Source organism: Imhoffiella purpurea, from assembly GCF_000585215.1.
Taxonomy (GTDB): Bacteria; Pseudomonadota; Gammaproteobacteria; order Chromatiales; family Chromatiaceae; genus Imhoffiella; species Imhoffiella purpurea.
In genome coordinates, this window is record NZ_AONC01000016.1 from 21,344 (window position 1) to 46,303 (window position 24,960).

The following is a 24,960-nucleotide window of genomic DNA, read 5'->3' on the forward strand; positions in this document are numbered from 1 at the left end:
TCATACCCTACGACTCGAAAGGGGCTCTACGATCATGAAGCGAAGCGTGAGACGTCTCACCCTCTGCGCCTTGGGCGTCTGGTTGGCATTCGATCAGTTCGCGCTGGCCGACTCGGAGCTGGAAACGGCGGTCGTCGAGCAGCGCACCGTGCCGCGCGAGTATCGGCTCGACGGCATCGTCGAGGCCGTGAACCGGGGCACCATCTCGGCCCAGACCCAGGGCGAGGTGCTCGAAATCTTCTACGACGTCGACGACTTCGTCGAGGAGGGCAGCCTCGTCATCCGGCTCAAGGATACGGCCCAGCGCGCCCGCGTCGCTCAGGCCACCGCCCAGCTCAAGGCGGCCGCCGCGCGTCTGCAGCAGGCGCGCGACGATCACGAGCGGATCAGCGGCCTCTTCGCCAAGAAGGCGGTGTCGCGCTCGGCGATGGACGGTGCCGAAGCCGAGCTGAAGACGGCCCAGGCCAACCAGGAGTCGGCGAGCTCGGCCCTGGACGAGGCTCGGGAGCAGCTCGCCTACACCCGGATCGAGGCGCCCTACAGGGGCATCGTGACCGAGCGACACGTGGAGGTCGGCGAGATCGTCCAGCCGGGAACCCCGCTCATCACCGGCATCTCGCTCAGCGAGCTGCGCGTCGTGATCGACGTGCCCCAGAGCGTCATCGCCCAGGTGCGCGCACTCTCAGAGGCACGCGTCTATGTCGGCGACCGGGCCGTCGAGCCGGAGAAGATCACCTTCTCGCCGGTGGCGGACGCGGGCTCCAACACCTTCATGGTACGGCTCGATCTGCCGCCGATCTCGCAGCCCCTATTCCCCGGCATGTTCGTCAAGGCCGGTCTCATCATCGGCAAGAACGACGCTTTGCTGGTACCGAAGCAGGCGGTCGTCCATCGCTCCGAGGTCACCGGGGTCTACAGCCTGCGCGAGAACGGCGACATCCGCTTCCGGCACATCCGCACCGGACGCGAGCTCGGAGACGCGCTCGTGGTGCTGACCGGCCTCGCGAAGGACGACCGGGTCGCTCTCGATCCGGTCGCCGCCGGGATCCGCCTGCACGAGCAGCTCGAACAGGCGCGCGCGGCCGCGGGGGAGGGTCACGATGGCTGAGTCCCTGGGCCTCTCGGGCCAGATCGCCAAGCGGTTCCAGGACACCCAGATCACGCCGCTGCTGGCGCTGGTCGGACTGCTCCTGGGGATCTTCGCGCTCGCCATCACACCGCGCGAGGAAGAACCCCAGATCGACGTCACCTTCGCGGATATCTTCATCGCCTTCCCGGGCGCCTCGCCCGCCGAGGTCGAGCATCTCATCGCCGGACCAGCCGAGCAGGTGCTGTCCGAGATCGGCGGCATCGATCATATCTACTCGGTCTCCCGGCCCGGCATGGCCATCGTCACGGTCGCCTACGAGGTGGGCGAGGATCAGACCCAGGCCATCCTCCAGCTCTTCAACAAGGTCTATTCGAATCAGGACTGGCTGCCGGCCAATCTCGGGGTGTCGCAGCCGATCGTGAAGCCCAAGGGCATCGACGACGTTCCCATCATCACCGCGACCCTCTGGTCGCCGGGTCCCGAGGTGGGGGCCTACGCGCTCGGCCAGGTCGCCCATGCGATCGAGCAGGAGATCAAGCGCGTCCCAGGCACCCGGGACGTCTACTCGGTCGGGGCGCGCGAGCAGGTCGTGCGGGTGGTGCTCGACCCCCAGGCCATGTCCGCGCACGAGCTCGACCTGGACAGCCTGCGCCAGGCCCTGCAGAGCGCCAACCGGGTGCGCGACCAGATCGGCGTGCCGGTGAACGACAGGGAGCTGATCGTCCAGGCCGGCGACTTCCTGAGCTCTGCGGACGAGATCGGGTCGCTGGTGGTCGGGCTGCACGGCGGACGCCCGGTCTTCCTGCGCGATGTCGCCAGCATCGAGCACGGCCCGGCGGTGCCCGCGACCTATGTCGGCATCGGCGCCGGTCCAGGCGCCGCCGACGCATCGCTCGGCCAGGTGGGCGAGGTGCCGGCCGTCACCATCGCCGTGGCCAAGCAGGCGGGCGTCAATGCCGTGAGCGTGGCCGAGGAGGTGATCGAGCGCTTCGCCCAGCTCGAAGGCACCTTCATTCCGGACGGGATCCAGGTCACGGTCACGCGCAACTACGGGGCGACCGCCGACTACAAGGCCAGGAAGCTCATCAGCAAGCTGACCTTCGCGACCCTCTCCGTGGTCGCTCTGGTGCTGCTGACCGTCGGCTGGCGCGAGTCGATCATCGTCGGTGCGGCCGTGGTGGTGACGCTGGCGCTTACCCTCTTCGCCTCCTGGGCCTGGGGCTTCACGCTCAACCGCGTCTCCCTGTTCGCGCTCATCTTCTCGATCGGCATCCTGGTCGACGACGCCATCGTCGTGGTCGAGAACATCCATCGTCACATGGCGCTCAGCGACAAGCCGCTGCTCAAGCTCATCCCCGGCGCCGTCGACGAGGTCGGGGGGCCGACGATCCTCGCCACCTTCACCGTCATCGCCGCCCTGCTGCCCATGGCCTTCGTCACGGGTCTGATGGGTCCCTACATGAGCCCCATCCCCATCAACGCCTCGACCGGAATGCTGATCTCGCTGCTGGTGGCCTTCGTCTTCACACCCTGGATGACCAACTTCATGCTCGGCGGACGCCGGGCCGCGCATCAGGGGGACGGGCACCCGGACGCCAAGCACGGTGCGCTCGACCGGCTCTTCGGCGTGCTCATCGGTCCCTTCCTCGCTGGCGGGCGCGGTCTGCTCAACCGCTGGCTGCTGCTCGGATCGGTGCTGGTCCTGATCGGGCTCTCGATGCTCCTGGTCGTCAACAAGGCGGTCGTCCTCAAGATGCTGCCCTTCGACAACAAGTCCGAGTTCCAGGTCGTCCTGGACATGCCGGAGGGGACCAGCCTGGAACGCACCGACCAGGTGATCTCGGAGATGTCCGCCTATCTGCGTCAAGTGCCCGAGGTCAGCGACTACCAGACCTACGTCGGCACCGCCTCGCCGATCAATTTCAACGGACTGGTCCGTCAGTACTATCTGCGCGAGGGGGCGAACCTCGGCGACATCCAGGTCAATCTGGTCGACAAGCACCATCGCGAGCGCAAGTCGCACGAGATCGCGCGCGATCTGCGCGCCCCGCTGCAGGAGATCGCCACGGCCTACGGCGGGAACGCCAAGATCGTCGAGATCCCGCCGGGACCGCCGGTGCTCTCGCCACTGGTCGGCGAGATCTACGGGATCGACTACGAGGGGCAGATCGCGGTCGCCAAGCAGGTCCGGGAGATCTTCGCCTCGACCCCGGACATCGTCGACGTCGACGACTCGGTCGAGTATCCGGCCGACAAGCTGATGATCCGTGTCGACCGCGAGAAGGCCGGCCGGCTCGGCGTCTCCCAGTCGGCCATCGCGGATGCCCTGGCGGCGGTGCTCGACGGCGAGGACATGAGCTATCTGCACGGCGACAACCTCAAGTACGCAGTCCCGATCCGGGTCCAGTACCGCGAGGCCGACCGGGCCGAGCTGGAGCAGACCCTGGCCCTGAGGCTGCGCTCGCGGACCGGCGAGCTGGTGCCGCTCTCCGAGCTGGTCCAACTGGAACCGACCCACCGGACGCACAGCATCAACCACAAGGATCTGCTGCCGGTGGTCTATGTCACGGGCGACATGGCGGGCCGCACCGACAGCCCGCTCTACGGCATGGCCGCGATCGACGAGCGGCTGGAGCAGGAGCTGGGTCTGCCGCAGTGGTATGTCAGCAAGCCGGACAACCCCTATCGCTATAGCCTCAAGTGGGACGGCGAGTGGCAGGTCACCTACGAGACCTTCCGCGACATGGGCATCGCCTATGGCGTGGGGCTGCTGCTCATCTATCTGCTGGTCGTCGCCCAGTTCCGCTCCTACGTGGTGCCCCTGGTCATCATGGCGCCCATCCCGCTGACCGTCATCGGCATCCTCCCCGGGCACGCCCTGCTGGGCGCCCAGTTCACCGCGACCTCCATGATCGGGATGATCGCCCTGGCCGGGATCATCGTCCGCAACTCCATCCTGCTGGTGGACTTCATCAATCAGCAGGTCCGGGAGGAGGGGATGTCCTTCGAGGACGCGGTCATCCGCTCCTCGGTGGTGCGGGCCAAGCCCATCGCACTGACGGCGGTGGCCGCCATGGCCGGCGCGGTCTTCATCCTCGACGACCCCATCTTCTCGGGGCTCGCGGTGTCCCTGCTGTTCGGTCTGCTGATCTCGACCCTGCTGACGCTGGTCGTGATCCCGGTGGTCTACTATGGGGTGATGCGCAAGCGGGTCGAGTGGATCCGCACCGCGACGGGCTGATCGCATCCTCACGCCGCCGGTGCGGCATCGGCCGCCCCGGCGTGAGGACGTGCCCTATCGGAACAGCTTCGACTTGTCGACCAGGTCGACGTGGGCGCGTTTGAAGCAGGTCCAGGTTCCGGTCTTCCTGTCGTAGACCGAGTTGACGAAGCACTTCCAGTTCTCGTCGTCGATCCTGTCCCGGTCCGTGCGATAGTAGAAGCCCGGATAGCGGCTCTCCTCGCGGAACTGGATGTGCTTCAGGTGAGCCTCTGCCGACAGGACGCGGTGATGGTTTTCCCAGGCGCGAAGCAGCTCGTGGAGGTCCTTCGCCCGCATCCGCAGGGCATCCTCCTTGAGCATCTCCAGCTTGTCCTCGGCCACCTCGAGCATCTTGGCGTTGGTCTGGTACAGGGTCGAGACGCCGCCGACGTACTCGTCCATGACCTTCTGCAGACGGAACTGGAGCATTCGGGGCGTGATGTAGTTGGGATTCACGTCGACCGCCGTGCTCTCGTCCTCGTGCTCCAAGAAGTTGCGGACAGGCCGGTAGATCTCGTCGACCAGGTCTTGCACCGAGTCGGCCAGTTCGGGCCGGCGATCCCGGTCGTCGATGCAGAATTTGACCATGGCCTTGGCCGCGATTCGCCCCTCGGCATGCGAGCCGGAGGAGAACTTGTGGCCGGAGGCGCCCACGCCGTCGGCGGCGGTGAAGAGCCCCTTGACCGTGGTCATGGAGCGGTAGCCCCAGTTCCAGCCGGAGGGCAGATGGGAGGGGATCCGGTTCTTGTCCGGATGTTCCTCGTCGCTGGGCGCCCCCAGATCCTCGGGGCCCGAGACCCAGAGACCGCAGCATCCGGAATGCGAGCCGAGCAGGTAGGGCTCGGTCGGCATCAGCTCGGAGCTCTTCCTTTCCGGCTCGATGTTCTCGCCGGCCCAGACGCCGGCCTGGGCGATGCACATATCGAGGAAGTCTTCCCAGGCATCGGCCTCGAGGTGCTTGATCTCCCTGGGCGTCATGGTCTCGGCGAGCTTGCCGAGCGCGGCGACCGTATCCATGTAGATGGGACCGCGACCCTCGCGCAGCTCGTGCATCATGAGATGGTTGCGCAGACAGGCCGCGGGAACGGCTGCCTGACCATAGGGCGGATACGCGTCCAGCAGTTCCCTGTTCTTCTCCATGTATTCGTCGCCGAGGGCATTGGTGGCCTTGGCCTTGAAGTGGAGGAACCAGGCGCCGACCGGACCGTACCCGTCCTTGAAGCGGACGGGTACGAAGCGGTTCTCCATCATGGTCAGCTCGGCACCGGCCTCGGCGGCCATGGCGTAGGTCGAGCCGGTGCTCCAGACCGGATACCAGGCGCGGCCGCTTCCCTCGCCCACGGAGCGGGTGCGGAAGATGCTGGCACAGCCTCCCGCCACCAGCAGACAGGCCTTGAACCTGTAGACGTAGATCCTGTGCTCGCGGAGCGAGAAGCCGATCGCGCCGGCGATGCGGTTCGGATCGTTCCGGTCGTTGACCAGCCTGGCGATGAAGACGTGCTCCTGGATGCGATCGGCGCCCAGCGCCTTTCGGGCCGCCTCGGCCACGATCGGCTTGTAGGACTCGCCGTTGATCATGATCTGCCACTTGCCCGAGCGGACCGGCTTGCCGCCCTCGGCAAGCGATCGGGTCTCGTCGCCGGGCTGCTTCCAGATCGGCAGACCCCACTCCTCGAAGAGGTGCACCGAGTCGTCGACGTGACGTCCCAGGTCGTAGGTGAGGTCGTCACGGGTGATCCCCATGAGATCGTTGGAAACCATCCGCGCATAGTCCGCCGGATCCTGGGTGCCCATATAGGTGTTGATGGCCGACAGACCCTGGGCCACGGCGCCCGAGCGATCGATGGCGGCCTTGTCGACCAGCTTGACCTTGAGATCGATGCCCTGCTTCCTGGCCGCCTCGAGCCAGGGGACGATCTCGTAAGCTGCCCCGCAGGCCCCCATGCCGCCACCGATGATGAGGATGTCGACTTCTTCCTCGACGATCTCGGGATTTCCGAATGCTCCGGCCATTGTCATCGTCCTCGAACCATTCTTACTCGTGAATCCGCTCACTTGCGGATCAATTCATCGGGATTGCCCGGCTTCCGAACGCCGCCCGAGGTGAAGTAGCCCGGCTCGCCGAGCGTGGAGAGATCGGCCTCGGGCTTGGAGCCATAGGGATCGATGGAGCCTTCGAGTGTGGTCCGAGTCGGGAATTTGAACCGCTTGGTGTTGCCGTTGCGAAAGGCGATGGTCCATAGGATGGAGTCCGGACCGCGCTGCGGCTGCACCGAGGCCCCCAAAGGGACCAGATCGGCGTAGTGCCGGCACTCGATGGCCTGCTGCGGGCAGATCTTCACGCAGGCGTAGCATTCCCAGCACTGCTCGGGCTCCTGGTTGAAGGCCCGCATGGCGTGACCGGTCTCGGACCCGTCCCGGTCCAGCTTCATGAGGTCGTGGGGGCAGATGTAGATGCAGGATGTCATGTCCCGATCGATGCAGCCGTCGCATCGATCGGGACGCACGAAGGTTGGCATGGCGCTCGAACTCCTGAGGGTTCGCTGCCGCGATCATGCGTCTCGGGAGGCGGCAGCCGCTATCGAGGCCCGCATGATACCCGCGAACGGACCGGATCTGGATCGCCCATCCATGCCTGGTGGCAACAAATCGACCTCCAGAGAAGGCGGCATGGCTCCTCTCCATCGGCCATATTCGACCATGCATCCTACTCGGAGATCCTTACGGGCGGGTGAAGCATGGGGTCCGAGACTGGTATGCTGGCAGACTCGACCGCGCTTCTATCGAGACGGACCACGCGAATACCTTCCGATATCCGCGCGGAATCCTCGTCGAGCGCACGCCTTCCCTCAGGAGTCTATGCATGAGAGCTGCACGCCAATGGCTGACCGTCGGAGCGGTCTGTGGATTCGTGACCGTCGCGCTCGGCGCCTTCGGGGCCCATGGTCTCAAGGGCCGCATCGCGACCGATCTGCTCGCGAACTGGGGAACCGCGGCCGCCTATCTCGGTATGCACGGCGCCGCCATCCTGACCTGCGGTCTTCTGCTGCTTCAGCGTCCGAAGACCCCCCTGGTGAACCTGGCGGCCTGGTGCTTCCTGATCGGCATCGCGCTCTTCAGCGGCAGTCTCTTCCTCATGGCGCTGACCGGGGAGCGCATGCTGGGCATCCTGACCCCGTTCGGCGGGATCGCCCTGCTCGCGGGCTGGGTGCTCCTCGCGCAGGGCGCCTGGCGCACAGGCTCGGCCGGCGACTGAGCGACCGGGATGCGCATTCCACGAATCCATGCCGAGATCGACCTCGCCGTCGGAACCACGCCCACCCTCCCGGTCGGCCCCAGCCGTCATCTGGCCCAGGTTCTGCGCCTCGGTCCAGGCGCCCCCTTGATCCTGTTCAATGGCGACGGTTTCGACTATGCGGCACGGATCCTCAGCCTGCAGAAGCAGGGCACTCGGGTCGCGGTGGAATCCGTGAGCCCCGAGGAACCGCAGGCACCGCTCGCCATCCACCTGGCGCTCGGCATCTCCAAGGGCGAGCGCATGGACTATGCCTTGCAGAAGGCGGTGGAGCTCGGGGTTGGCGCCATTAGGCCACTCTTCACCGAGCGCAGCCAGGTACGCCTGGAGGGCGACCGTCTGGAGCGGCGGCTCGAGCATTGGAACGGTATCGTCGTCGCCGCCTGCGAGCAGTCGGGCCGGCGAAGGCTGCCGCGTCTCGAGACGGCGGACAGATTCGAATCCTGGCTGGCATCGCCGAGGACCGGCAGCGGTCTGCTGCTCGATCCGACGGCCTCGGTAAACCTGACCGAGCTGGAGCGCCCCGCAACCTCGGTGAACCTGCTGATCGGCCCCGAGGGCGGCCTGAGCCCGCGCGAGCGCGAGCGGGCAGGGGAGGCCGGATTCCAAGGCGTACGCCTGGGGCCCAGAATCCTGCGCACCGAAACCGCCCCCCTGGCCGCCATCGCGGTCATCCAGGCGCTCTGGGGGGATTTTCGGGCGACCTGACCAGGGATTCCGGCCTCAGACGGGAACATGGTCCGAGAGCAGCCCGGAGATCTCCTTGAGCAGCTCGGATTCCTGATAGGGCTTGCCGAGATAGCGGTTGACGCCCAGCTGCATGGCATAGTCGCGATGCTTGGTGCCGGTACGCGAGGTGATCATGATGATCGGCAAGGTATGCAGACGCTCCGAGCGCCGGATGTGGCGGGTGAGCTCGTAGCCGTCCATGCGCGGCATCTCGATATCCAATAGGATCAGATCGGGTATCCGCTCGTCGAGCAGGGTCAGTGCCTCGACCCCGTCCTTGGCGGTCAGCACCTCCATGTTCTGACGCCGCAGCAGGCGGCTGGTGACCCGTCGCACGGTGAGCGAGTCGTCGACGACCATGACGCAGGTACCCTCGTGCTCCGGCTCGGCGGCGACCGCAGCCTGATGATATTCCTGCAGCGCGCCGGAGCGCAGCAGGGCGAGCGCATCCAGGATCAGGGCCACCCGACCGTCCGGCAGGATGGTGCCGCCGCTCAGCCAGCGCACGCCGGCGAGCTGTGGCCCCAGCGGCTTGACCAGGATGCGCTGGCTCTCGATGAGGGTGTCGACATGGAAGGCGACCCGCTGATCGCCAAGACGCGCCAGCAGCATCGGCATCCAGCGCCGCTCGCCCAGCTCGGGCTCCTGGCCGGGCTCGAGCACGCTGCCCAGATAGACGACCTTGTAGGTGTGGCCACGGGTTTCGAAGCCCTTGCCCTCGCCGTGATAGACGGCCGCCAGATCTTCGCGCGAGATGCGTGCCGCGCCCTCCACCGTGCTGTGGGGCACGGCATAGATGTTCTCGCCCGCCGAAACCAGGAATGCCTCGATGATGGCGAGCGTCAGCGGCAGCCGGATGGTGAACCTGGCCCCCTTGCCCCAGGAGGATTCGAGACTGATGGTGCCGTTGGCGGCCTTGATCTCGGAGGCGACCACGTCCAGACCGACGCCGCGGCCCGAGATCTGGGTCACCTTGCCCGAGGTGGTGAAGCCGGGCTCGAGGATGAACTGGAGCATGGCCTCCTCGGGCAGGCTGGCCTCGGCGGACATGAGGCCGCGCGCGATCGCCTGTCTGCGGATCGCATCCAGGTCCATGCCCTTGCCGTCGTCGCTCAGGCTGATGACGGCGTCGTTGCCCTCGCGGCGGAGCGCCAGGGTGACCATGCCGGTCGCCGGTTTGCCCTTGGCGACCCGGGTCTTGGGATCCTCCAGACCATGGTCCACGGCGTTGCGCAGCAGATGTTCCAGCGGAGCGACCAGACGGTCGAGGATGGTGCGGTCCAGCTCGACCTCGGGACCGATGACCTCGAGCCGGGCGGACTTGCCCAGACTGTCCGCGGTCTGGCGCACCAGACGGTGCAGACGCGGAACCACCTGGACGAATGGGATCAGACGCGTGCGCAGCAGGCCGTCCTGCAGGTCGTCGGCCAGACGCGCCTGCTGATTCAGCATATCGGTGAATTCGCGCTGATAGCCGCCCAGCATCTCCTTGACGCTGACCAGATCGTTGACGGTCTCGGCCAGACTGCCCGAGAGCTGCTGGAGCCGCGAGAAGCGGTCGAATTCGAGCGGATCGAAGGCCTCGTCGTATTCGGAGGCCGCTCCCGAGCGCTCGAAGCGATGCAGGATCTGGGTCTGGGTCTCGATCTCCAGCAGACGCAGCTGCTCGCGCAGACGCACCACGGTCTGGTCGAGCTCGCTGAGCCCGAAGCCAAGCTGACCGTTGCGCTGGGTGAGACGTCCACGATAGATGCTGATCTCGCCGGCGTGATTGACCAGACGATTGAGCAGATCGGAGCGCACGCGAATCTGTGGCGACACGGCGACCGCGGCACCGTCGCGAGCGGCCCCGGGCTCGGCCAGCACCTCGGCGGCCAGACGCTTGACCTCGGCGATGGTCTCGGGCCGCGGACTGTCCTCGACTGGGATCGTCGGCTGCATGAGCGCGACGTCCGGCGTCTCCTCGGGCGCGTCGGCGGACCGGCCGAGCGCCTCGACCAGGGCGGCCACGCGCGGAATGGGCGCCCCCTGCTCCAGGGCATCGACCTGCACCGAGAGCGTGTCGACCGCGCGCTGGGCCAGCTCCAGGGTGGTGTCGTTGAAGGAGCCCTGCCCCTCGCCGAGCGCCTTGAGACGGGTCTCGAGCGCATGGCTCAGATCGCCGATCACCGGCAGTCCCGTGAGTCTGGCACTGCCCTTGAGGGTATGCAGGAGACGGTTGATACCGTCGAGCGCGGCCGTATCCTGAGGCGAAAGCAGCCAGTCGCGGAATTGGGTATCCAGATTGTCGAGCAGGTCGCGCGCATCCTCCAGGAACAGGGCGGCCAGCTCCGGGTCGGGCGCGAGCATGGCATCGAGCGGCTCGGGCGCGCCGGCCTCTGGCTCGGGCTCTGGCTCGGCCGGTCGAGGTGCCGACGGCCTGGGCTCCTGAGCGGGCTCGACCGATTCGGCCTGGACCGGTTCCTCGATCTCCTCCGGCTCGACCGAGGGCTCCTTCCGCTCCTCGGTGGATTCGGCCTCCTCGACCTCCGATTCCTGGGGCTCGGCGACCTCGCCGGTGCCCTGCGGCTCCGGCTCCTCCGCATCGGGAACCTCCGTCGGAACCCCGGCAGCCGGCATCTCGGCCGGCGGCAGCCGATCCAGCTCGGCGGACAGGTCCGCCAGTGCGGCGGCACCGTCCCCGGCCCCGGGCAACTCCTCGACGCGAGCCTCGACGGCGGATACCAGACGCGCGAGCAATGACAGGAGCGTCTCGTCGAGCTCGCTCCCAGCCGCCAGCACCGGCTTGATCCGCAGCTCCAGGCCCTTGGCGACCCTGGCGACGGAATCGATGCCGGACATGCGGGCACTGCCGGTCAAGGTATGGAGCGCGCGCTGAACGGGCTCCTGGACCTTGGCCCCGTCCGAATCGACCCGATCGAGGAAGTCGCGGACGACGGACAGATGTTCGCGCGTTTCCTCCTGGAAGATGTGCAGCAGCTCGTCGTCGTCGGCGAAGAGGCTGTCGTGATCCTCGGCGGCCTCGGCGACCTCGGGCTGACCGCCACCGGTCGCTGCCGGCTCGGGCGCGGCAGGCGCCTGGCCGATTGCATCCTTGAGCGCCGTCGCGCGGGCGACCATCGGCTCGACGTCGAACGGACGCCCCTCGCCCTCGGCGGCCACCAAGTCGGGAAGCGCGGACACCGCGTCGGCGACGCAGGCGAGGATCTCCTCGCTCGGAAAGGACTTGGTCTCGATCAGCCGGTTGAGAAGATATTCCAGGGACTGGGAAAACTCGGCGACCTGCTGGGCGCCGACCAGGCGTCCGCTGCCCTTGAGGGTGTGGAAGCTGCGCCTCAGGGTGCCAAGGGCATCGGCGTCGTAAGGATTGGACTCCCAGCGTGCGAACTGGGCCTGAGCGGCCTCGGTCTCCTCGCGCGCCTCCTCCATGAAGATCTCGAGGAATTCGGTCTCGATCTCCTCGGATGCGGCGGTCGTTTCGACATTCCCCGCGACCGGCTCGGAGAAGGCGGCCCCGTGGCTCTCTTCCTCGACCGCATAGGTGTCGGGCCACTGTTCCCTGAATTCGGGCTCGAGCAGATGATCGGTGTCCGGTTCGATTTCCTCGAGCGAATCGGCTTGCGGCGAAGACTCGACCTCGGGCAGTGCGCGCAGCGCCCGGATCGCCTGACCGGCACGCTCCACCAATTCGTGACCGAGCGGCATTGGCTCCTGGAGATGACCCACATAGAGCTCGATCGCGGCGATGGCATCGGCCAGATGATCGAGCTCGCTCTCGGCCGGACGCTGACCGGCGTGGACGTAGCGACGCTCGACGAGGCCGGCCAGATCCTCGACGCAATCGGCGGCCGAATTCTCGCCGAGGATGCGCAGGGCGCCCGAGACGCCGGACAGATGATCCCTGACCGGCTCCAGAACCTCCGAATCGGATGGATCCGACTGCCAGGTCGCGACGGCATCCTTGACCCGCAGCATCTCGTAGCCGGCCTCGCGCAGGGTCGCCGAGGTCAGCTCGGACAGATCCAGGTCCGGCGCCAGGATCTGATCGGATTCCGCGTCGCGATGATCGGCATAGGCGAGGAGCACCGCCTCGATCCCGAGCAGCTCCATGGCGTGGGATTCGAGCCGCTCCGGGTCCTCGGCGAGCAATCCGGGCTTCGAGGCGGAGAACCTGTCGGCCAGGGAGCGCATGCGCGCGGGCAGGTTGCCCACCTCGACCTCGTCCAGGAGTCCGGCGAGACGCTGCAGCGTGGAGCAGAAGGCATCCAGATCGCCTTGATCGGGCTGGCCGCCTTGCGCCATGCGATCGAAGATCGCCTTGAGCTCGGCGAATTCGACCAGGACATTGGCCGCGAGCTCGGCCAATGCGGCCTCGTCGCCGAGGCCGTCCGAATCGGTGGCGGGCATGGCGGCGCTGGAGCGACCCATACCGTAGTAGGCGCGAAGCTGAAGAATCTCGGGGGAGCTGATCCGCGCGGCATCGAGCGCCGAGATGTACTGTTCGATCAGCGTCAGCGCATCGACCTCGGGCCACAGCGGCGGTTTCTGGACCAGTGGCTTGAGCACCCAGTCCAGATGCCCGAGCAGCGTGCGCGTCTGGGGACCGGATGCGACGCGGCCATCGCGCAGGGCCTCGACATAGATCTCGCCGAGACGAAAGAGGTCGGCGAGCAGCCCTTCCTTGAGATAGTCGTGCAGCTGATGGAAGAGCCGGCTCAGGTGAAGCAGCCCCTGATTCTCCGGGTCGCTGCGGAACCATTCGACCAGATGCCGGTGGAACTGGGGGCGGACCTGACGCATCACCTCGGCCAGGATGTCCAGCTCCTCGGGCATCCACTGAGAATCCCCGTCGGCATTGACGGCGGCGAAGGTCAGGAGCTCCGAATGGGTGAGCGGCAGGCTGTCGCAAGCCGAGCGCACCTCGTTGATGATGGACCAGAGGCTCAGCGGCGGCTCGTCGAATCCGGCATCGAGACGGTCGAGGTGACCGTTCAGCTGGATCAGGGCCTGACCCATGACATCGCTGGCCTGCTTGACCTGATCGGGGTCGCTGTCACCCATCCGCTCCACCAGGTGCGACATCTCTTCGACGAGACGCGCCGGCGTGGAAAGCTGCAGGGCCAGCAGCACACCGTGAATCTGCTCGAGCGCCTGCGAGGCGAGCGCGAGGTCGGCCGCCGAATCGCCCGCACGTCCAGCCTCGATCAGATCGCGGACGGGGCGCAAGGTGACGCCGATCTCGTTCTTGACCCATTTCAGGCCGCCAACCACCGTCTTATCTGCCATTGGCCCGCTACTCGTGATGAGCCTGTCCGTTACCGAGGAAATAGGCCGCCGGCCCCCTCGACGTCGCTACCGCATCGGGAGGCGGAACCGGGAGTGCGGCGCCGAACCCTTCGCCGATCCGGGACGGCCGCCCGCAACGGGCATCAGGGCAGGCGGAAGCCGGCCACCGAGCGCTGCAGCTCGTTTGCCAGGTTGGCGAGCTCTTCGACCGATTCCGCGGCGCGTCTTGTGCCATCGTTGTTCTCCTCGGTGATGGCCCGGATGGCCTGCACCGTGTCGTTGATCTCGGCCGACTGACGGGACTGGCGCTGCGAGGAGTCGGCGATGCGTTTCGTCAGCTCGGCGATGTAGGCCGAGACGTTCTCGATCTCGCGGAGCGCGTCGCCAGCGTTCTCGGCCAGATTGGCCCCTTCCACGACGCCCGCGGTGCTGGCCTCCATCGAGCTGACGGCCTCGTTGGTATCGGCCTGGATGGTGCGGACCAGGACCTCGATCTGCTTGGTGGCGTTGCGCGAGCGCTCGGCGAGCCGCTGCACCTCGTCCGCCACCACCGCGAAGCCCCGCCCCGCCTCGCCGGCCATCGCCGCCTGCATAGCCGCGTTCAGGGCCAGGATGTTGGTCTGATCGGCGATGTCGTCGATGAGCTCCACGATCTCGCCGATCTCCTGCGAACTCTCGCCCAGTCGCTTGATCCGCTTCGAGGTCTCCTGGATCTGCTCGCGGATGGCGTCCATGCCCTGGATGGTGTCGCGCACCGTCTGCGCGCCGCGCCCGGCGACCTCCACCGAGCGCGAGGCGACCTCGGCCGATTCGTCGGCATTGCGCGCCACCTCGTCGATCTGCACCGTGAGCGACTGCACGGCCGCCGATGCCTGGGTGATCTGCAGCGATTGCACGCTGCTCGCCTCGGCCAGGCGCTGCGACACGGCGCGGCTCTCCTGGGCCGAGTTCGAGACCTTGGCAGCGGTCTCGTTGATGGTCGTGACCAGACCCCGGAGCGCCTCGATGGCGTAGTTGAAGGCGTCGGCGATGGCCCCCGTCTTGTCCTCGGTGACCGTGGCCTCCACGGTCAGGTCGCCGTCGGCGAGATCGCCCAGTTCGTCCAGAAGTCTAAGGATCGCCCGCTCGTCGCGTTCAGTCTGTGACTTGGATACCAGCTCGCGACGTTTGGCGTCGCGCATCGTGAAGAAGATCAGGAGCAGCAGGCTGAGAACGACGATGCCGGCGAGGAGCAGCACCATGCCGGAATCGATGGGGAGCCCGAGCAAACGGACGCGCTCGCCGAGCCTGCGATAGTCGCCGGCGAGACTCTCGAGCGCGCCCGCCAACTGGTCTCCCTGGGCGTCCAATTCGGGCAACAGCTCGAACAGCGGACGCACCTCCTCCAGACGTTGCATCAGCGCCTTGGAATCCGCGCTCAGGGTCGCGAAACGGCTGACCACCTCCTCGAGTGCCGCGGCCGAGCCGCCTGCGGTCTCGCGGCGGCCGGACAACTTGGCCGTCAGCGACTGGAGGCCGGACGCGAGCCCGTCGAGGGTGTTCGCCAGGATGTCGGCCGCCTCCGAGGTCGCCTCGCCGCCCTGGGTCAGCCCGGCCAGGGCCAGACGCATCCGATCGGCCTGGGACACCAGGCGCCCCGCCTCGAGCACCAGCCCGGCCGGCACGCCCTCCCGGGCCATCCGGGCCGCGGCACCGTCCATCGCCTCCCGAAGCTTGGCAAGCTGCATGCCGACGGACGGAAGACCGGAATAGAAGTCTCTCAGGGGCTCCCGGGCGGAGAGGATGCGGTCGACGTCCGAGCCGATACCGGCCCAGGCACGTTCGGCTTGCGTCATGGATTCCGACGAGGTCCCGGGCGAAGCCGCCAGCTCGGCCATGCCCGCCGCGAGCCGGCCCCGCTCGGAACTCAGCCGCGTCAGCGCTTCCTCATCGCCCCGAACGGATCGCTCGGCGAGCCGCACCAGCTCCAGAGCCAGATCCCTCTGGGAGGAGACAAGCATCGATTGGCGAGCAGCCTGCTGGCCCTGACCGACCAGCTCGAGATAGCCCGCCACAGCCAAGGCCGCAAAGACCACTGCGGTCAGCGACAATAGAGCGGTGATCCAGCGGGTCGTACTTCCCATGACCGCCCCCACGTTCGTGCTCATTCGCTTCGCCATCTGGTGCCGACTCCCGATGCGGTGATATCTGATTACTTTTGACAGTGTCCATATGAGCGGCGCCCGGCGCCTGCTCCAATTCGTCTCGTCCGGCCGCTAGGCGTCCGTCGCGATCGGCCGGCGATCCACGCCGGCACTCAGACCTTGGCCGCGCTGAAGACCGGGTCGCCCATCAGCTCGATCAGGCGAATGACGGGGACCGGCGCTCCATCGAGCAGATAGAAGGACTCGACATAGGCCTTGCTCGGCCCCAGGTCCTCCTGGGGACCCTCGACGCGGTCCGTATTCTTGACGTAACGCATGCCCACCGCCTCCGAGACGACCAGACCGCAGGGCAGCTCGTCCTGCCTCACGACCAGAACCCGCTCCCGACTGCGCACCTCGCGGCGGCGATCCGCACCGGACTCGGGACGCCTGCGCCGGTTGGGCGGCTGGCCGCCCTCGATCAGGGTCGTGAGATCGTAGATGGGCAGCAGCGTACCGCGATTGTTCGCGACCCCCAGGAGCCATGGCTTGGTTCCGGGCACCCGCGTGATCTCCCAGGGCAGTTCGAGCACCTCGGCGATCTGCTCGAGAGGCGTCAGAAAGAGCCGCGAACGAATCTTGAACAGCACCGCGGCCCAGCTGTCCGGGGGCCGCGTCTCGTCCGGCAGACCGGCCGCCCGCGCCCGGCAGCGGGCATCGAGCTGACGGATCATATCGAGCAGGTCGGTGCGGGAGCGCTCTGAGCGGGCCATGGTCTTCAGTCACCCAGCAGGTCGCGGATGCGCTCGAGCAACAATTGACGGTCGACGGGTTTGACCAGATAGTCGTTCGCCCCCTGACGCATCCCCCAGGCCCTGTCCGTCTGCATGTCCTTGGTCGTCACCATGATGATGGGGATGTCCGCCGTCTGCGGATCGCGGCGCAGCTGCCGGGTCGCCTGATACCCATTCAGCACCGGCATGATGACGTCCATGAGGATGAGATCGGGGCGGCTCTGGCGCACGGCCTCGATGGCCTCTTCGCCATTCGTGGCGGTCTCCACGCGATAGCCGGCCTTGGTCAGGGTATGGGTCAGGATCCGCGTTTCGGTCGGTGAGTCGTCGACCACCAGAACCGTCGCGGAATCGGCCGCAGAGTCGCTGCTCGCGTCCTGGGCTGGCTGATTCGGTTTGCGAAAGAAGCGTTTCATGTCATGCCTTGAAGCTCGTCGACGAATATCCCTAACAGTTGGCAGTCACGCATCTCGATTCGTATCGTCCCATCCCCGTGCCCAGAGCCACCGATGAACGGCGCGATACGCCATCAGGGACCAGCTTCCTAGGTGCTGCCAGCCTGGGGAAGATTCAGACGCACGGCCTCGAGAAGCTCATCGCCGGTAAAGGGCTTGGAAAGATAGAGCTGTGCACCGACCAACCGCCCCTTGGCGCGGTCGAACAATCCGTCCTTGCTCGACAGCATCACCACGGGGGTATGCCGGAGGGTCGGGTTGCTCTTGATCAGGGCGCAGGTATGGTAGCCGTCCAGACGTGGCATCATGATATCGACGAAGACCAAGTCGGGCTTGAAGCTGACGATCTTGCCCAGCGCCTCGAATCCGTCCCCGGCGACGCAGACCTCGCATCCCGCCTTGTTCAGCAGGGTCTCCGCACTTCTGCGAATCGTCTTGCTATCGTCGATGACCAGAATTCTAGCGCCGCGCAAGTCGATATTATCCTTCATGATCCGTCACATAGGCGAAGCAGATGCCGCGAAGTTTGTAAAGACGGCGATACATGTGGGAGTTGTACCATGGCCGCGGTGAGGCGTCGATGCGAACGCGATCACGCCTTTACGACAAAGGCGCTCGGCGGGGCCGCTCCCTCGAACTAAGACCGGGTTCCTGATGCCTGGAATAGGGCCGATCCTAGAAGCAACGGCTTCGGCATGCAAGCGCAAGCGGTCGCGCTTATCACCACGACGACCCCTGAAGTACACTGGGCACCATGTCACGCGAAATCGTTTTCCTGATGGATCCGATCGGCTCCATCAACATCAAGAAGGACAGCACCTTCGCCATGATGCTGGCCGCGCAGCGGCGCGGCTGGCACCTATGGTACGCAGAGCTGGCCGACGTCTCCATGCTCGAGGGACGGACCCTGGCGCGGCTGAGGCCGGTCGAGGTCGCGGACGACCCGAGCGGCTGGTTCAGGTTCGGTGCCGAGTCGTTCAGGCCGCTCGGGGAGCTGGACGCGGTTCTGATGCGCAAGGATCCGCCTTTCGACATGGAATACGTCTACGCCACCTATCTCCTGGAGCAGGCCCAGCGCGACGGCTGCCTGGTCGTCAACGATCCGAGGAGCCTGCGCGACGCCAACGAGAAGGCCTTCGCGGCCACCTTTCCGCACTGCACGCCTCCGACGCTCATCGGCCGTCGCGCCCAGGACATCCGCGACTTCCAGCGCCGCCACGGCGACGTGGTGCTCAAGCCGCTGGACGGCATGGGCGGCGCCTCCGTGTTCCGCGTGCGCGACGGCGACCCCAACCTGAGCGTCATCATCGAGACGCTGACCGATCACGGACGACGCTACTGCATGGTCCAGCGTTTTCTTCCCGCCATCACGGACGGAGACAAGCGTATCCTGCTCATCGACGGCGACCCCGTCCCCTATTGTCTGGCGCGCATCCCCGCGCCCGGCGAATCGCGGGGCAATCTGGCCGCGGGCGCCTCGTCCGAGGCGCGTCCGCTGACCGAGCGGGACCGCTGGATCGCCGCACAGGTGGGCCCCGAGCTCAGATCGCGCGGCATCCTGTTCGCGGGACTGGACGTGATCGGCGAACATCTGACCGAGATCAACGTCACCAGCCCGACCTGTATCCGCGAGATCGACGCGGCCTACGGAGTCGATATCGCCGGCGATCTCATGGACTGCATCGAGGGGCATCTGGACGCACGCCGATCCGAGACATCGCCCGCCGAGCGGACTTCGCGCTGAGATCGACCTTGGCATTCACATCCGGCGCCGCCTTCTCCGGGTCTACCACCCGAGCGCGCGCGGACCGAAACAGAGGAACGGCCTCATGCAGCATCCGTCGTCGGCCTCGATCCAGATCCCGACCAGAGGGGCGATCCTGACCTCCGTCCTGCTGTTCCTGGCGCTGACCGCGAGCGCCTGCCGAGAACGCAGCCCGGTCATCATCACCCAGTTCACCGCCTTCGACACCCAGGTGGACGTGAGTCTGGTCGGCGTCAGCAAGGATCAGGCGAAACAGGCATCCAGTCTCATCGCCCGGGACTTCGCCTATCTGGAGAACGAATGGGGCGCCTCCGAGACCGGTCGCATGGTCCGCGTCAATCGGCTGCTGCAGACCCAGATCCCATTCGTGCCGCCGCCTTCATTGCTGGAACTGATCCGCCGGAGCCAGGACCTCGAGACCCGCAGCGACGGACTCTTCAATCCGGCGATCGGCAAACTGATCCGTCTCTGGGGATTCGAGTCGGTACGACCGGACAGCCATCCGCCCCCATCCGACACCGAGATCGCACGCCTGGTCGAGGCGAATCCGAGGATGTCGGAGATCGAGATCGATGGTCTCGAGATCACCGGACGCAACCCGGAGCTCGACCTGGACTTCACCGCCTTCGCCAAGGGCACCGCCATCGACATGGCGATCGAGCGGCTCGAGGATCTGGGCGTTCGCAACGCCCTGATCCAGGCCGGCGGGGCCTTGCGGGCGATCGGCGACCGCAGCGGCCAACCCTGGCGCATTCCGGTTCGGCGTGCCAGCGGCTCCGGCGTCTTCGCCATCCTGGCGATCCAGGGCGACGAGAGCGTGGTCACGGTGGCCGAATACGACCGCAACTTCCTCTACGAGGGAACCCTCTATCACGCGATCGTCGACCCGCGAACGGGCCGACCGGCCGATCGGATGCGTACCGTCACCGTCGTCCATCCGAGCACCGCCACCGCGACGGCCGCGGCGACGGCACTCTTCATCGCCGGGCCGACCCAGTGGTGCGGGATCGCCGAACGGATGGGCGTCGACCAGGCGCTCCTGATCGACCGCGAGGGCAGGGTGCACCTGACACCCGCCCTGGACGCGCGCATCCAGTGGGTCGAGGACCGTGACAATATCGATCTCGTCGATCCCAAGCAGATGACGACAGCGGATCCGGGCGAGGCAGGGATCTGAGGACCATGGACAGCCCCACCGGGGACACCGAGCGACTACCCTCGCTGCTGATCCAATCGCGGCCGAGGCGCTCCCCCGCCTTCGCGCTGGCCCTGATCGGGGCCGGGCTGCTGCATCTGGTGGCATTGCTGACGCTCGGCATCGAGCCGCCCGAACCGCCTCCGATTCCCGAGACCGCCATGGAGGTGCTGATCCTGGGCGAGAGTGGATATGCCAGCGACGAGGCCGCGCCCGACGCGGCGCTCGCCCAACGCACACGGAGAGGCGCGTCTCCGGATGGCGATGCCGCTCGATCCAGCGCCGAGGAGGAGAGTCCGGACAGGGATCAGGAGACAGAGGAGATGCCGCCAGAGCCCGATCCGCCGGATACCCGGGTCGTCGAACCGCCGCCAGCGCCTGATCCCGAACCTGTCCCCGTTCGGGAAGAGCCGGCGGAAATACTGGCGGCCGAGCAAGGGCCTGCGGATCTGCCGGCGACGCCGCCCCGGATCGACGCCGCAAGCATACTGGCGAGCCGGGGCCGGGAGATCGATCGCCTCACGGCCAGCCTGGAGGCCCGAAGCTCGGCCTACGCGAAGCGCGTTCGGCGCAAGTCGATCAGCGCCAGCACCCGCGAGTTCCGTTATGCCAGCTATCTGGGCGCCTGGGCGCGCAAGGTCGAACGGATCGGCAATCTCAACTATCCTCAGGCGGCCCGGGAGGCACACCTCTACGGCAGCCTCATTCTCCACGTGGCGATCCGCTCGGATGGCAGCGTCGAGAACATCCGCGTCGTGCGCTCGTCCGGCTACCCCCTGCTCGACGATGCGGCGATCCAGATCGTCCAGCTTGCGGCACCCTACGCGCCCTTCCCGGACGACATCGCCGCGGAAACGGATGTGCTGGACATCATTCGCACCTGGCAGTTCATGCGCGGCGACGTTCTCGGCTGGGAACGATAGCCCGGAACCCTCGGATTGCGAGATACTGTCGCAGGATACGGCCCGGGCACCCTTGCCACACCTCGTGCCGATCAGGATACTAGCGCCATGCCCTTCAGTACCTCACTGACGAATCATTTTCTCATCGCGATGCCGGGCCTTGCGGATCCGAATTTTTCGCGAACGGTCACCTATATCTGCGAGCATACCGAGCAGGGGGCCATGGGCATCGTGATCAACCGGCCGCTGGACGTCAGGCTCGGCGAGCTGTTCGACCAGCTCGAGATCACGGCGGCCCAGCCGAGCGTGGGAAGCACCCCCGTCTATCAGGGCGGCCCGGTGCAGACGGACCGGGGCTTCGTCCTGCACAGCGCGGGGCCGACCTTCGATTCGACGCTCAACATCACGCCCGACATCAGCGTCACAACCTCCCGCGACGTCCTCGAGGCCATCGCCAAGGGCGATGGACCCGATCAGGTATTGATCGCGCTGGGCTACGCGGGATGGGGAGGGGGTCAGCTGGAGCAGGAGATGAGCGCCAACGCCTGGCTCAACGGCCCGGCGAGCAACGAGGTCATCTTCGACATGGATTCGAGCGCGCGCTGGATGGCGGCGGCCCAACTGCTCGGAGTCGACCTCAACCTGCTCAGCGGCGAGGCCGGACACGCCTGACCGCCCCCTGGAGTAGCGCATGTCAACCCTGCTGGGCTTCGACTTCGGCCCGCGCAAGATCGGCGTGGCCGTTGGCCAGACCCTGACCCGATCGGCAACCCCATTGACGACGCTGCGCGGCCAGGGCGAGAGACCGGACTGGACCGGAATCGAGGCCCTGATCGCCGAATGGAAACCAGCCGCCCTGGTCGTCGGACTGCCGTTCAATATGGACGACACCGAGGTCGAGTGGTCGCCCAGGGTGCACCGTTTCGCCCGTCAGCTGGAGGGGCGCTACGGCCTGAAGGTCCACCTGATCGACGAGCGCCTGACCTCCATCGAGGCCAGGCGTCAACTCGAGGAACGCCCCCGGGGCGCCGAGCGCGGGCGTTCAGGGCGCAAACCATCCACGCGGGATGCCGTCGACGCCGTGGCGGCCGCCCTCATCTTGGAAACCTGGCTTTGTGAGCAAGACTGAAATCTGGAAAGACGCGGACGCGGTGAACGCCGCCATCGACGGCATGGCCGACGATCTGAAGGCCCTGATCGCCGAACGCGGCATCGAGAACCCCCTGATGGTCGGCATCCACACCGGCGGGGTCTGGGTCGCCGACCGTCTGCACGAGCGGCTCGGAATCGCCGATGCGCTCGGCCATCTCGACATCTCCTTCTACCGCGACGACTTCACCCGCATCGGCATGCACCCTCAGGTTCGTCCCTCCTATCTCCCGGTCGGGGTCGACGATCGCCATCTCATCCTGGTGGACGACGTGCTGCAGAGCGGACGCACCATCCGGGCGGCGCTCAACGTGCTCTTCGATTACGGCCGTCCGGCCTCCGTCATCCTGGCCACGCTGGCCGAGCGCGGCGGCCGCGAGCTCCCGATCGCACCCGACGTGGTCGGACTGCACGCCCAGCTGGACCGCAACGAGCAGATCAAGCTCAGCGGACCCGAGCCCCTGCTGATGCTCCGAGGCAAGACGCCGCGTCACGCATCCGCCAAGTCGGGCCCGGGCAGCGAGACCGCCCAGAAATCGAGCTCACACTCCGATTCGGGACCCACATAATCGATGAGCAAACAGAATCCGCAGCTCGACACGCAGGGCAATCTCAAGCACTTCCTCACCATCGAGGGTCTGAGCAGAGACCTGCTGACCGAGATCCTGGACCAGGCGGAGGGCTTCCTCGGCGTCGCCCAGCAGGCGGTCAAGAAGGTGCCCCTGTGCCGGGGCAAGGTCGTCGCCAACCTCTTCTTCGAGACCAGCACCCGCACCCGCACCACCTTCGAGCTGGCCGCCAAGCGGCTCTCGGCCGACGTGCTGAATCTCAACATCTCGACCTCGGCCACGGCCAAGGGCGAGACGCTGCTGGACACCCTGCGCAACCTGGAGGCCATGCACGTCGACATGTTCGTGGTGCGTCACGCGACCAGCGGTGCGGCCCATTTCATCGCCGCCCACGCCCACCCGCACGTCAGCGTCATCAACGCCGGGGACGGACGTCACGCGCATCCGACCCAGGCGATGCTCGATATGTTCACCATCCGCCGGCACAAGCAGGACCTCAGCCGGCTGCGGGTCGCCATCGTCGGCGACATCATGCATTCGCGCGTCGCCCGCTCCCAGATCCTGGCCCTCAAGACCTTGGGCGTGCCCGAGGTCCGGGTCATCGCGCCCGGCACCCTCATGCCCAACAGCATCGAGGAGTCCTTCGGCGTGCGCGCCTATCACGATCTGCGCGAGGGTGTGCGCGACGTCGACGTCGTCATCATGCTGCGCATCCAGCGCGAGCGCATGAACAGTGCCCTGCTTCCCAGCGAGCACGAATATTTCCAGCTCTTCGGTCTCACCGAGGAGCGTCTCTCGACCGCCCAGCCGGACGCCCTGGTGATGCATCCGGGCCCCATCAACCGCGGGGTCGAGATGGATTCGCAGGTCGCCGACGGTCCGCGCTCGGTGATCCTCGAGCAGGTCAGCAACGGCATCGCCGTGCGCATGGCGGTCATGTCCATGTGTATCGGCACCCAGAACCTCAAGATCCAGCCCGCAGGAGACGCCGATGGCTAACGGCCCACGTATCAGTATCCGCAACGGACGGCTGATCGACCCCGCCAGCGGCCTCGACGGCGAGACGGACCTGCACATCGCCGACGGCGAGGTGCTGGCGATCGGAGCCGCACCCTCGGGCTTCCAGCCGGAACTCACGCTCGACGCGCGCGGCCGACTCATCTGTCCAGGATTCGTCGACCTCTGCGCCCGGCTGCGCGAGCCCGGCCACGAGCACAAGGCGACCATCGCCAGCGAGACCCGGGCCGCCGCGGCCTCGGGCATCACCACGCTCTGCTGTCCGCCCGACACCCTGCCGGTGATCGACACCCCGGCGGTGGCGCAACTGGTCTACCAGACCGCCGAGCGTCACGGCTTCGCCCGGGTGCTGCCGGCCGGGGCCGCCACCCAAGGGCTGGAGGGGGTCAAGATCACCGAGATGGCCGCGCTCAAGCAGGCCGGTTGTCCGGTCCTGAGCCAGGCCGACCGCCCGATCCGCAGCACCCAGGTGCAGCGGCGCGCCATGGAGTATGCGACGACCTTCGGGCTCACCCTCTTCCTGCATCCCCAGGACGCCGCGCTGAGCGAGGAGGGCTGTGCCCACGAGGGTCTGGTGAGCACGCGGCTCGGACTTCCGGGAATTCCGGAGGCGGCCGAGACGGTCGCGGTCGCGCGGGATCTGGCCCTGGCCGAGCAGACCGGGGCCCGTATCCATTTCCGCGGTCTCTCGACGGCGCGAGGTGTGGCCATGCTGACCGAGGCACGTCGGCGCGGCGTCCAGGTCACGGCCGACGTCAGCATGCACCAGCTCTTCCTCACCGAGGAGGATCTGGAGTGCTTCGACGCCAACTGCCATCTGATTCCGCCGCTGCGCACCCGCGCCGACCGCGAGGCATTGCGCGCCGCGGTCGCCTCGGGCGAGATCTCGGCCATCTGCTCGGACCACCAGCCACACGACGCCGACGCCAAGCTCGCGCCTTTCCCGGAGACGGCACCCGGCATCTCGGCGCTGGAGACCTTGCTGCCCCTGGCCCTGAGGCTGGTGGAGGAGGGGGTGATGGACCTGTCGACCCTGATCGGGCGACTGACCCAGGGACCGGCGAGCGTGCTCGGCCGCGATCTCGGACGCATCGCACCGGGTAGCCCGGCGGACGTCTGCGTCTTCGATCCCGAGGCGACCTGGGTGGTGAGTCCCGCCACCCTCGTCAGCCATGGACTGCACACCCCGTTCAACGAGCAGGAGATGCGCGGACGGGTGAGCTGGACCCTGCACGGCGGGCGGATCGTCTTCGAGCGATGATCGGGTCGTCGCCAGCCATACGGCGCAATACGCTTTCGCTATTGCGCCCTACACCGTAAAGCCGCTCC

At 66.9% G+C, this 24,960-nt stretch carries 19 protein-coding genes; 12 read left to right on the plus strand and 7 right to left on the minus strand.

Annotated features, from left to right (window positions below):
* Positions 1-34 precede the first annotated feature (34 nt).
* Positions 35-1,108, plus strand: a complete 1,074-nt coding sequence (locus D779_RS05900; RefSeq protein WP_094300765.1) for an efflux RND transporter periplasmic adaptor subunit — start codon at positions 35-37, stop codon at positions 1,106-1,108.
* Positions 1,101-4,331: an efflux RND transporter permease subunit gene (locus D779_RS05905; protein ID WP_043750969.1), complete on the plus strand. Its 3,231-nt coding sequence runs from the start codon at positions 1,101-1,103 to the stop codon at positions 4,329-4,331. Before D779_RS05900 ends, D779_RS05905 begins: the two co-directional genes overlap by 8 nt.
* Positions 4,332-4,385: 54 nt before the next feature.
* Here D779_RS05905 and aprA read toward each other — a convergent pair whose 3' ends face one another.
* Both aprA and aprB read right to left on the minus strand, forming a co-directional pair.
* Entirely contained in the window at positions 4,386-6,365 is a 1,980-nt protein-coding gene (aprA, locus tag D779_RS05910) for an adenylyl-sulfate reductase subunit alpha (RefSeq protein WP_043750972.1), read from the minus strand.
* 38 nt (positions 6,366-6,403) lie between these two features.
* Positions 6,404-6,871, minus strand: coding sequence for an adenylyl-sulfate reductase subunit beta (gene aprB, locus D779_RS05915; RefSeq protein WP_043750975.1), 468 nt, complete (start codon positions 6,869-6,871; stop codon positions 6,404-6,406).
* A gap of 344 nt (positions 6,872-7,215) precedes the next feature.
* Here aprB and D779_RS05920 point away from each other — a divergent pair, with 344 nt between their 5' ends.
* Both D779_RS05920 and D779_RS05925 read left to right on the plus strand, forming a co-directional pair.
* The gene (locus D779_RS05920) at positions 7,216-7,608 is read left to right on the plus strand and encodes a DUF423 domain-containing protein (protein ID WP_043750978.1); all 393 of its coding nucleotides are present in this window, start codon (positions 7,216-7,218) and stop codon (positions 7,606-7,608) included.
* Positions 7,609-7,617: 9 nt separating this feature from the next.
* Positions 7,618-8,355 carry a 16S rRNA (uracil(1498)-N(3))-methyltransferase gene (locus D779_RS05925; RefSeq protein ID WP_043750980.1) on the plus strand — a complete coding sequence of 246 codons (738 nt, stop codon included), beginning with the start codon at positions 7,618-7,620 and terminating at the stop codon, positions 8,353-8,355.
* A 15-nt stretch (positions 8,356-8,370) separates the two neighbouring features.
* Here D779_RS05925 and D779_RS05930 read toward each other — a convergent pair whose 3' ends face one another.
* The 5 genes from D779_RS05930 to D779_RS05950 all read right to left on the minus strand — a co-directional run bounded on the left by D779_RS05930 (position 8,371) and on the right by D779_RS05950 (position 17,525).
* Positions 8,371-13,662: a hybrid sensor histidine kinase/response regulator gene (locus D779_RS05930; RefSeq protein WP_043750984.1), complete on the minus strand. Its 5,292-nt coding sequence runs from the start codon at positions 13,660-13,662 to the stop codon at positions 8,371-8,373.
* A gap of 143 nt (positions 13,663-13,805) precedes the next feature.
* The gene (locus D779_RS05935; RefSeq protein WP_232424081.1) at positions 13,806-15,809 is read right to left on the minus strand and encodes a methyl-accepting chemotaxis protein; all 2,004 of its coding nucleotides are present in this window, start codon (positions 15,807-15,809) and stop codon (positions 13,806-13,808) included.
* A 149-nt stretch (positions 15,810-15,958) separates the two neighbouring features.
* Entirely contained in the window at positions 15,959-16,558 is a 600-nt protein-coding gene (locus tag D779_RS05940) for a chemotaxis protein CheW (protein ID WP_043750990.1), read from the minus strand.
* Between the two features lie 5 nt (positions 16,559-16,563).
* Complete coding sequence (locus tag D779_RS05945; RefSeq protein ID WP_081763354.1) at positions 16,564-16,995, minus strand: response regulator; 432 nt, start codon at positions 16,993-16,995, stop codon at positions 16,564-16,566.
* Positions 16,996-17,123: 128 nt separating this feature from the next.
* The gene (locus D779_RS05950) at positions 17,124-17,525 is read right to left on the minus strand and encodes a response regulator (RefSeq protein WP_043750993.1); all 402 of its coding nucleotides are present in this window, start codon (positions 17,523-17,525) and stop codon (positions 17,124-17,126) included.
* Positions 17,526-17,788: 263 nt separating this feature from the next.
* On the opposite strand from D779_RS05950, the gene gshB reads away from it, so the two are divergent.
* The 8 genes from gshB (at position 17,789) to D779_RS05990 (ending at position 24,892) form a co-directional block, all read left to right on the plus strand.
* On the plus strand, positions 17,789-18,778 hold the full coding sequence (gshB, locus tag D779_RS05955; protein WP_043750995.1) for a glutathione synthase: 990 nt from the start codon (positions 17,789-17,791) through the stop codon (positions 18,776-18,778).
* A gap of 85 nt (positions 18,779-18,863) precedes the next feature.
* The gene (locus tag D779_RS05960) at positions 18,864-19,976 is read left to right on the plus strand and encodes an FAD:protein FMN transferase (protein ID WP_052347875.1); all 1,113 of its coding nucleotides are present in this window, start codon (positions 18,864-18,866) and stop codon (positions 19,974-19,976) included.
* A 5-nt stretch (positions 19,977-19,981) separates the two neighbouring features.
* Positions 19,982-20,917: an energy transducer TonB gene (locus D779_RS05965; RefSeq protein WP_043750997.1), complete on the plus strand. Its 936-nt coding sequence runs from the start codon at positions 19,982-19,984 to the stop codon at positions 20,915-20,917.
* Between the two features lie 87 nt (positions 20,918-21,004).
* Positions 21,005-21,568 (plus strand): YqgE/AlgH family protein, encoded by a 564-nt coding sequence (locus D779_RS05970; RefSeq protein WP_043751000.1) that lies wholly within the window; start codon positions 21,005-21,007, stop codon positions 21,566-21,568.
* A gap of 19 nt (positions 21,569-21,587) precedes the next feature.
* A complete protein-coding gene (gene ruvX / locus D779_RS05975) occupies positions 21,588-22,025 on the plus strand; it encodes a Holliday junction resolvase RuvX (protein ID WP_043751004.1) in 438 nt (145 codons plus the stop codon).
* The gene (gene pyrR, locus D779_RS05980) at positions 22,012-22,614 is read left to right on the plus strand and encodes a bifunctional pyr operon transcriptional regulator/uracil phosphoribosyltransferase PyrR (RefSeq protein WP_232424082.1); all 603 of its coding nucleotides are present in this window, start codon (positions 22,012-22,014) and stop codon (positions 22,612-22,614) included. Before ruvX ends, pyrR begins: the two co-directional genes overlap by 14 nt.
* 3 nt (positions 22,615-22,617) lie before the next feature.
* Positions 22,618-23,613, plus strand: coding sequence for an aspartate carbamoyltransferase catalytic subunit (locus D779_RS05985; protein WP_043751007.1), 996 nt, complete (start codon positions 22,618-22,620; stop codon positions 23,611-23,613).
* Positions 23,606-24,892 carry a dihydroorotase gene (locus D779_RS05990; RefSeq protein WP_043751010.1) on the plus strand — a complete coding sequence of 429 codons (1,287 nt, stop codon included), beginning with the start codon at positions 23,606-23,608 and terminating at the stop codon, positions 24,890-24,892. The genes D779_RS05985 and D779_RS05990 overlap by 8 nt, the downstream gene beginning before the upstream one ends.
* The last annotated feature ends 68 nt before the right edge of the window (positions 24,893-24,960 follow it).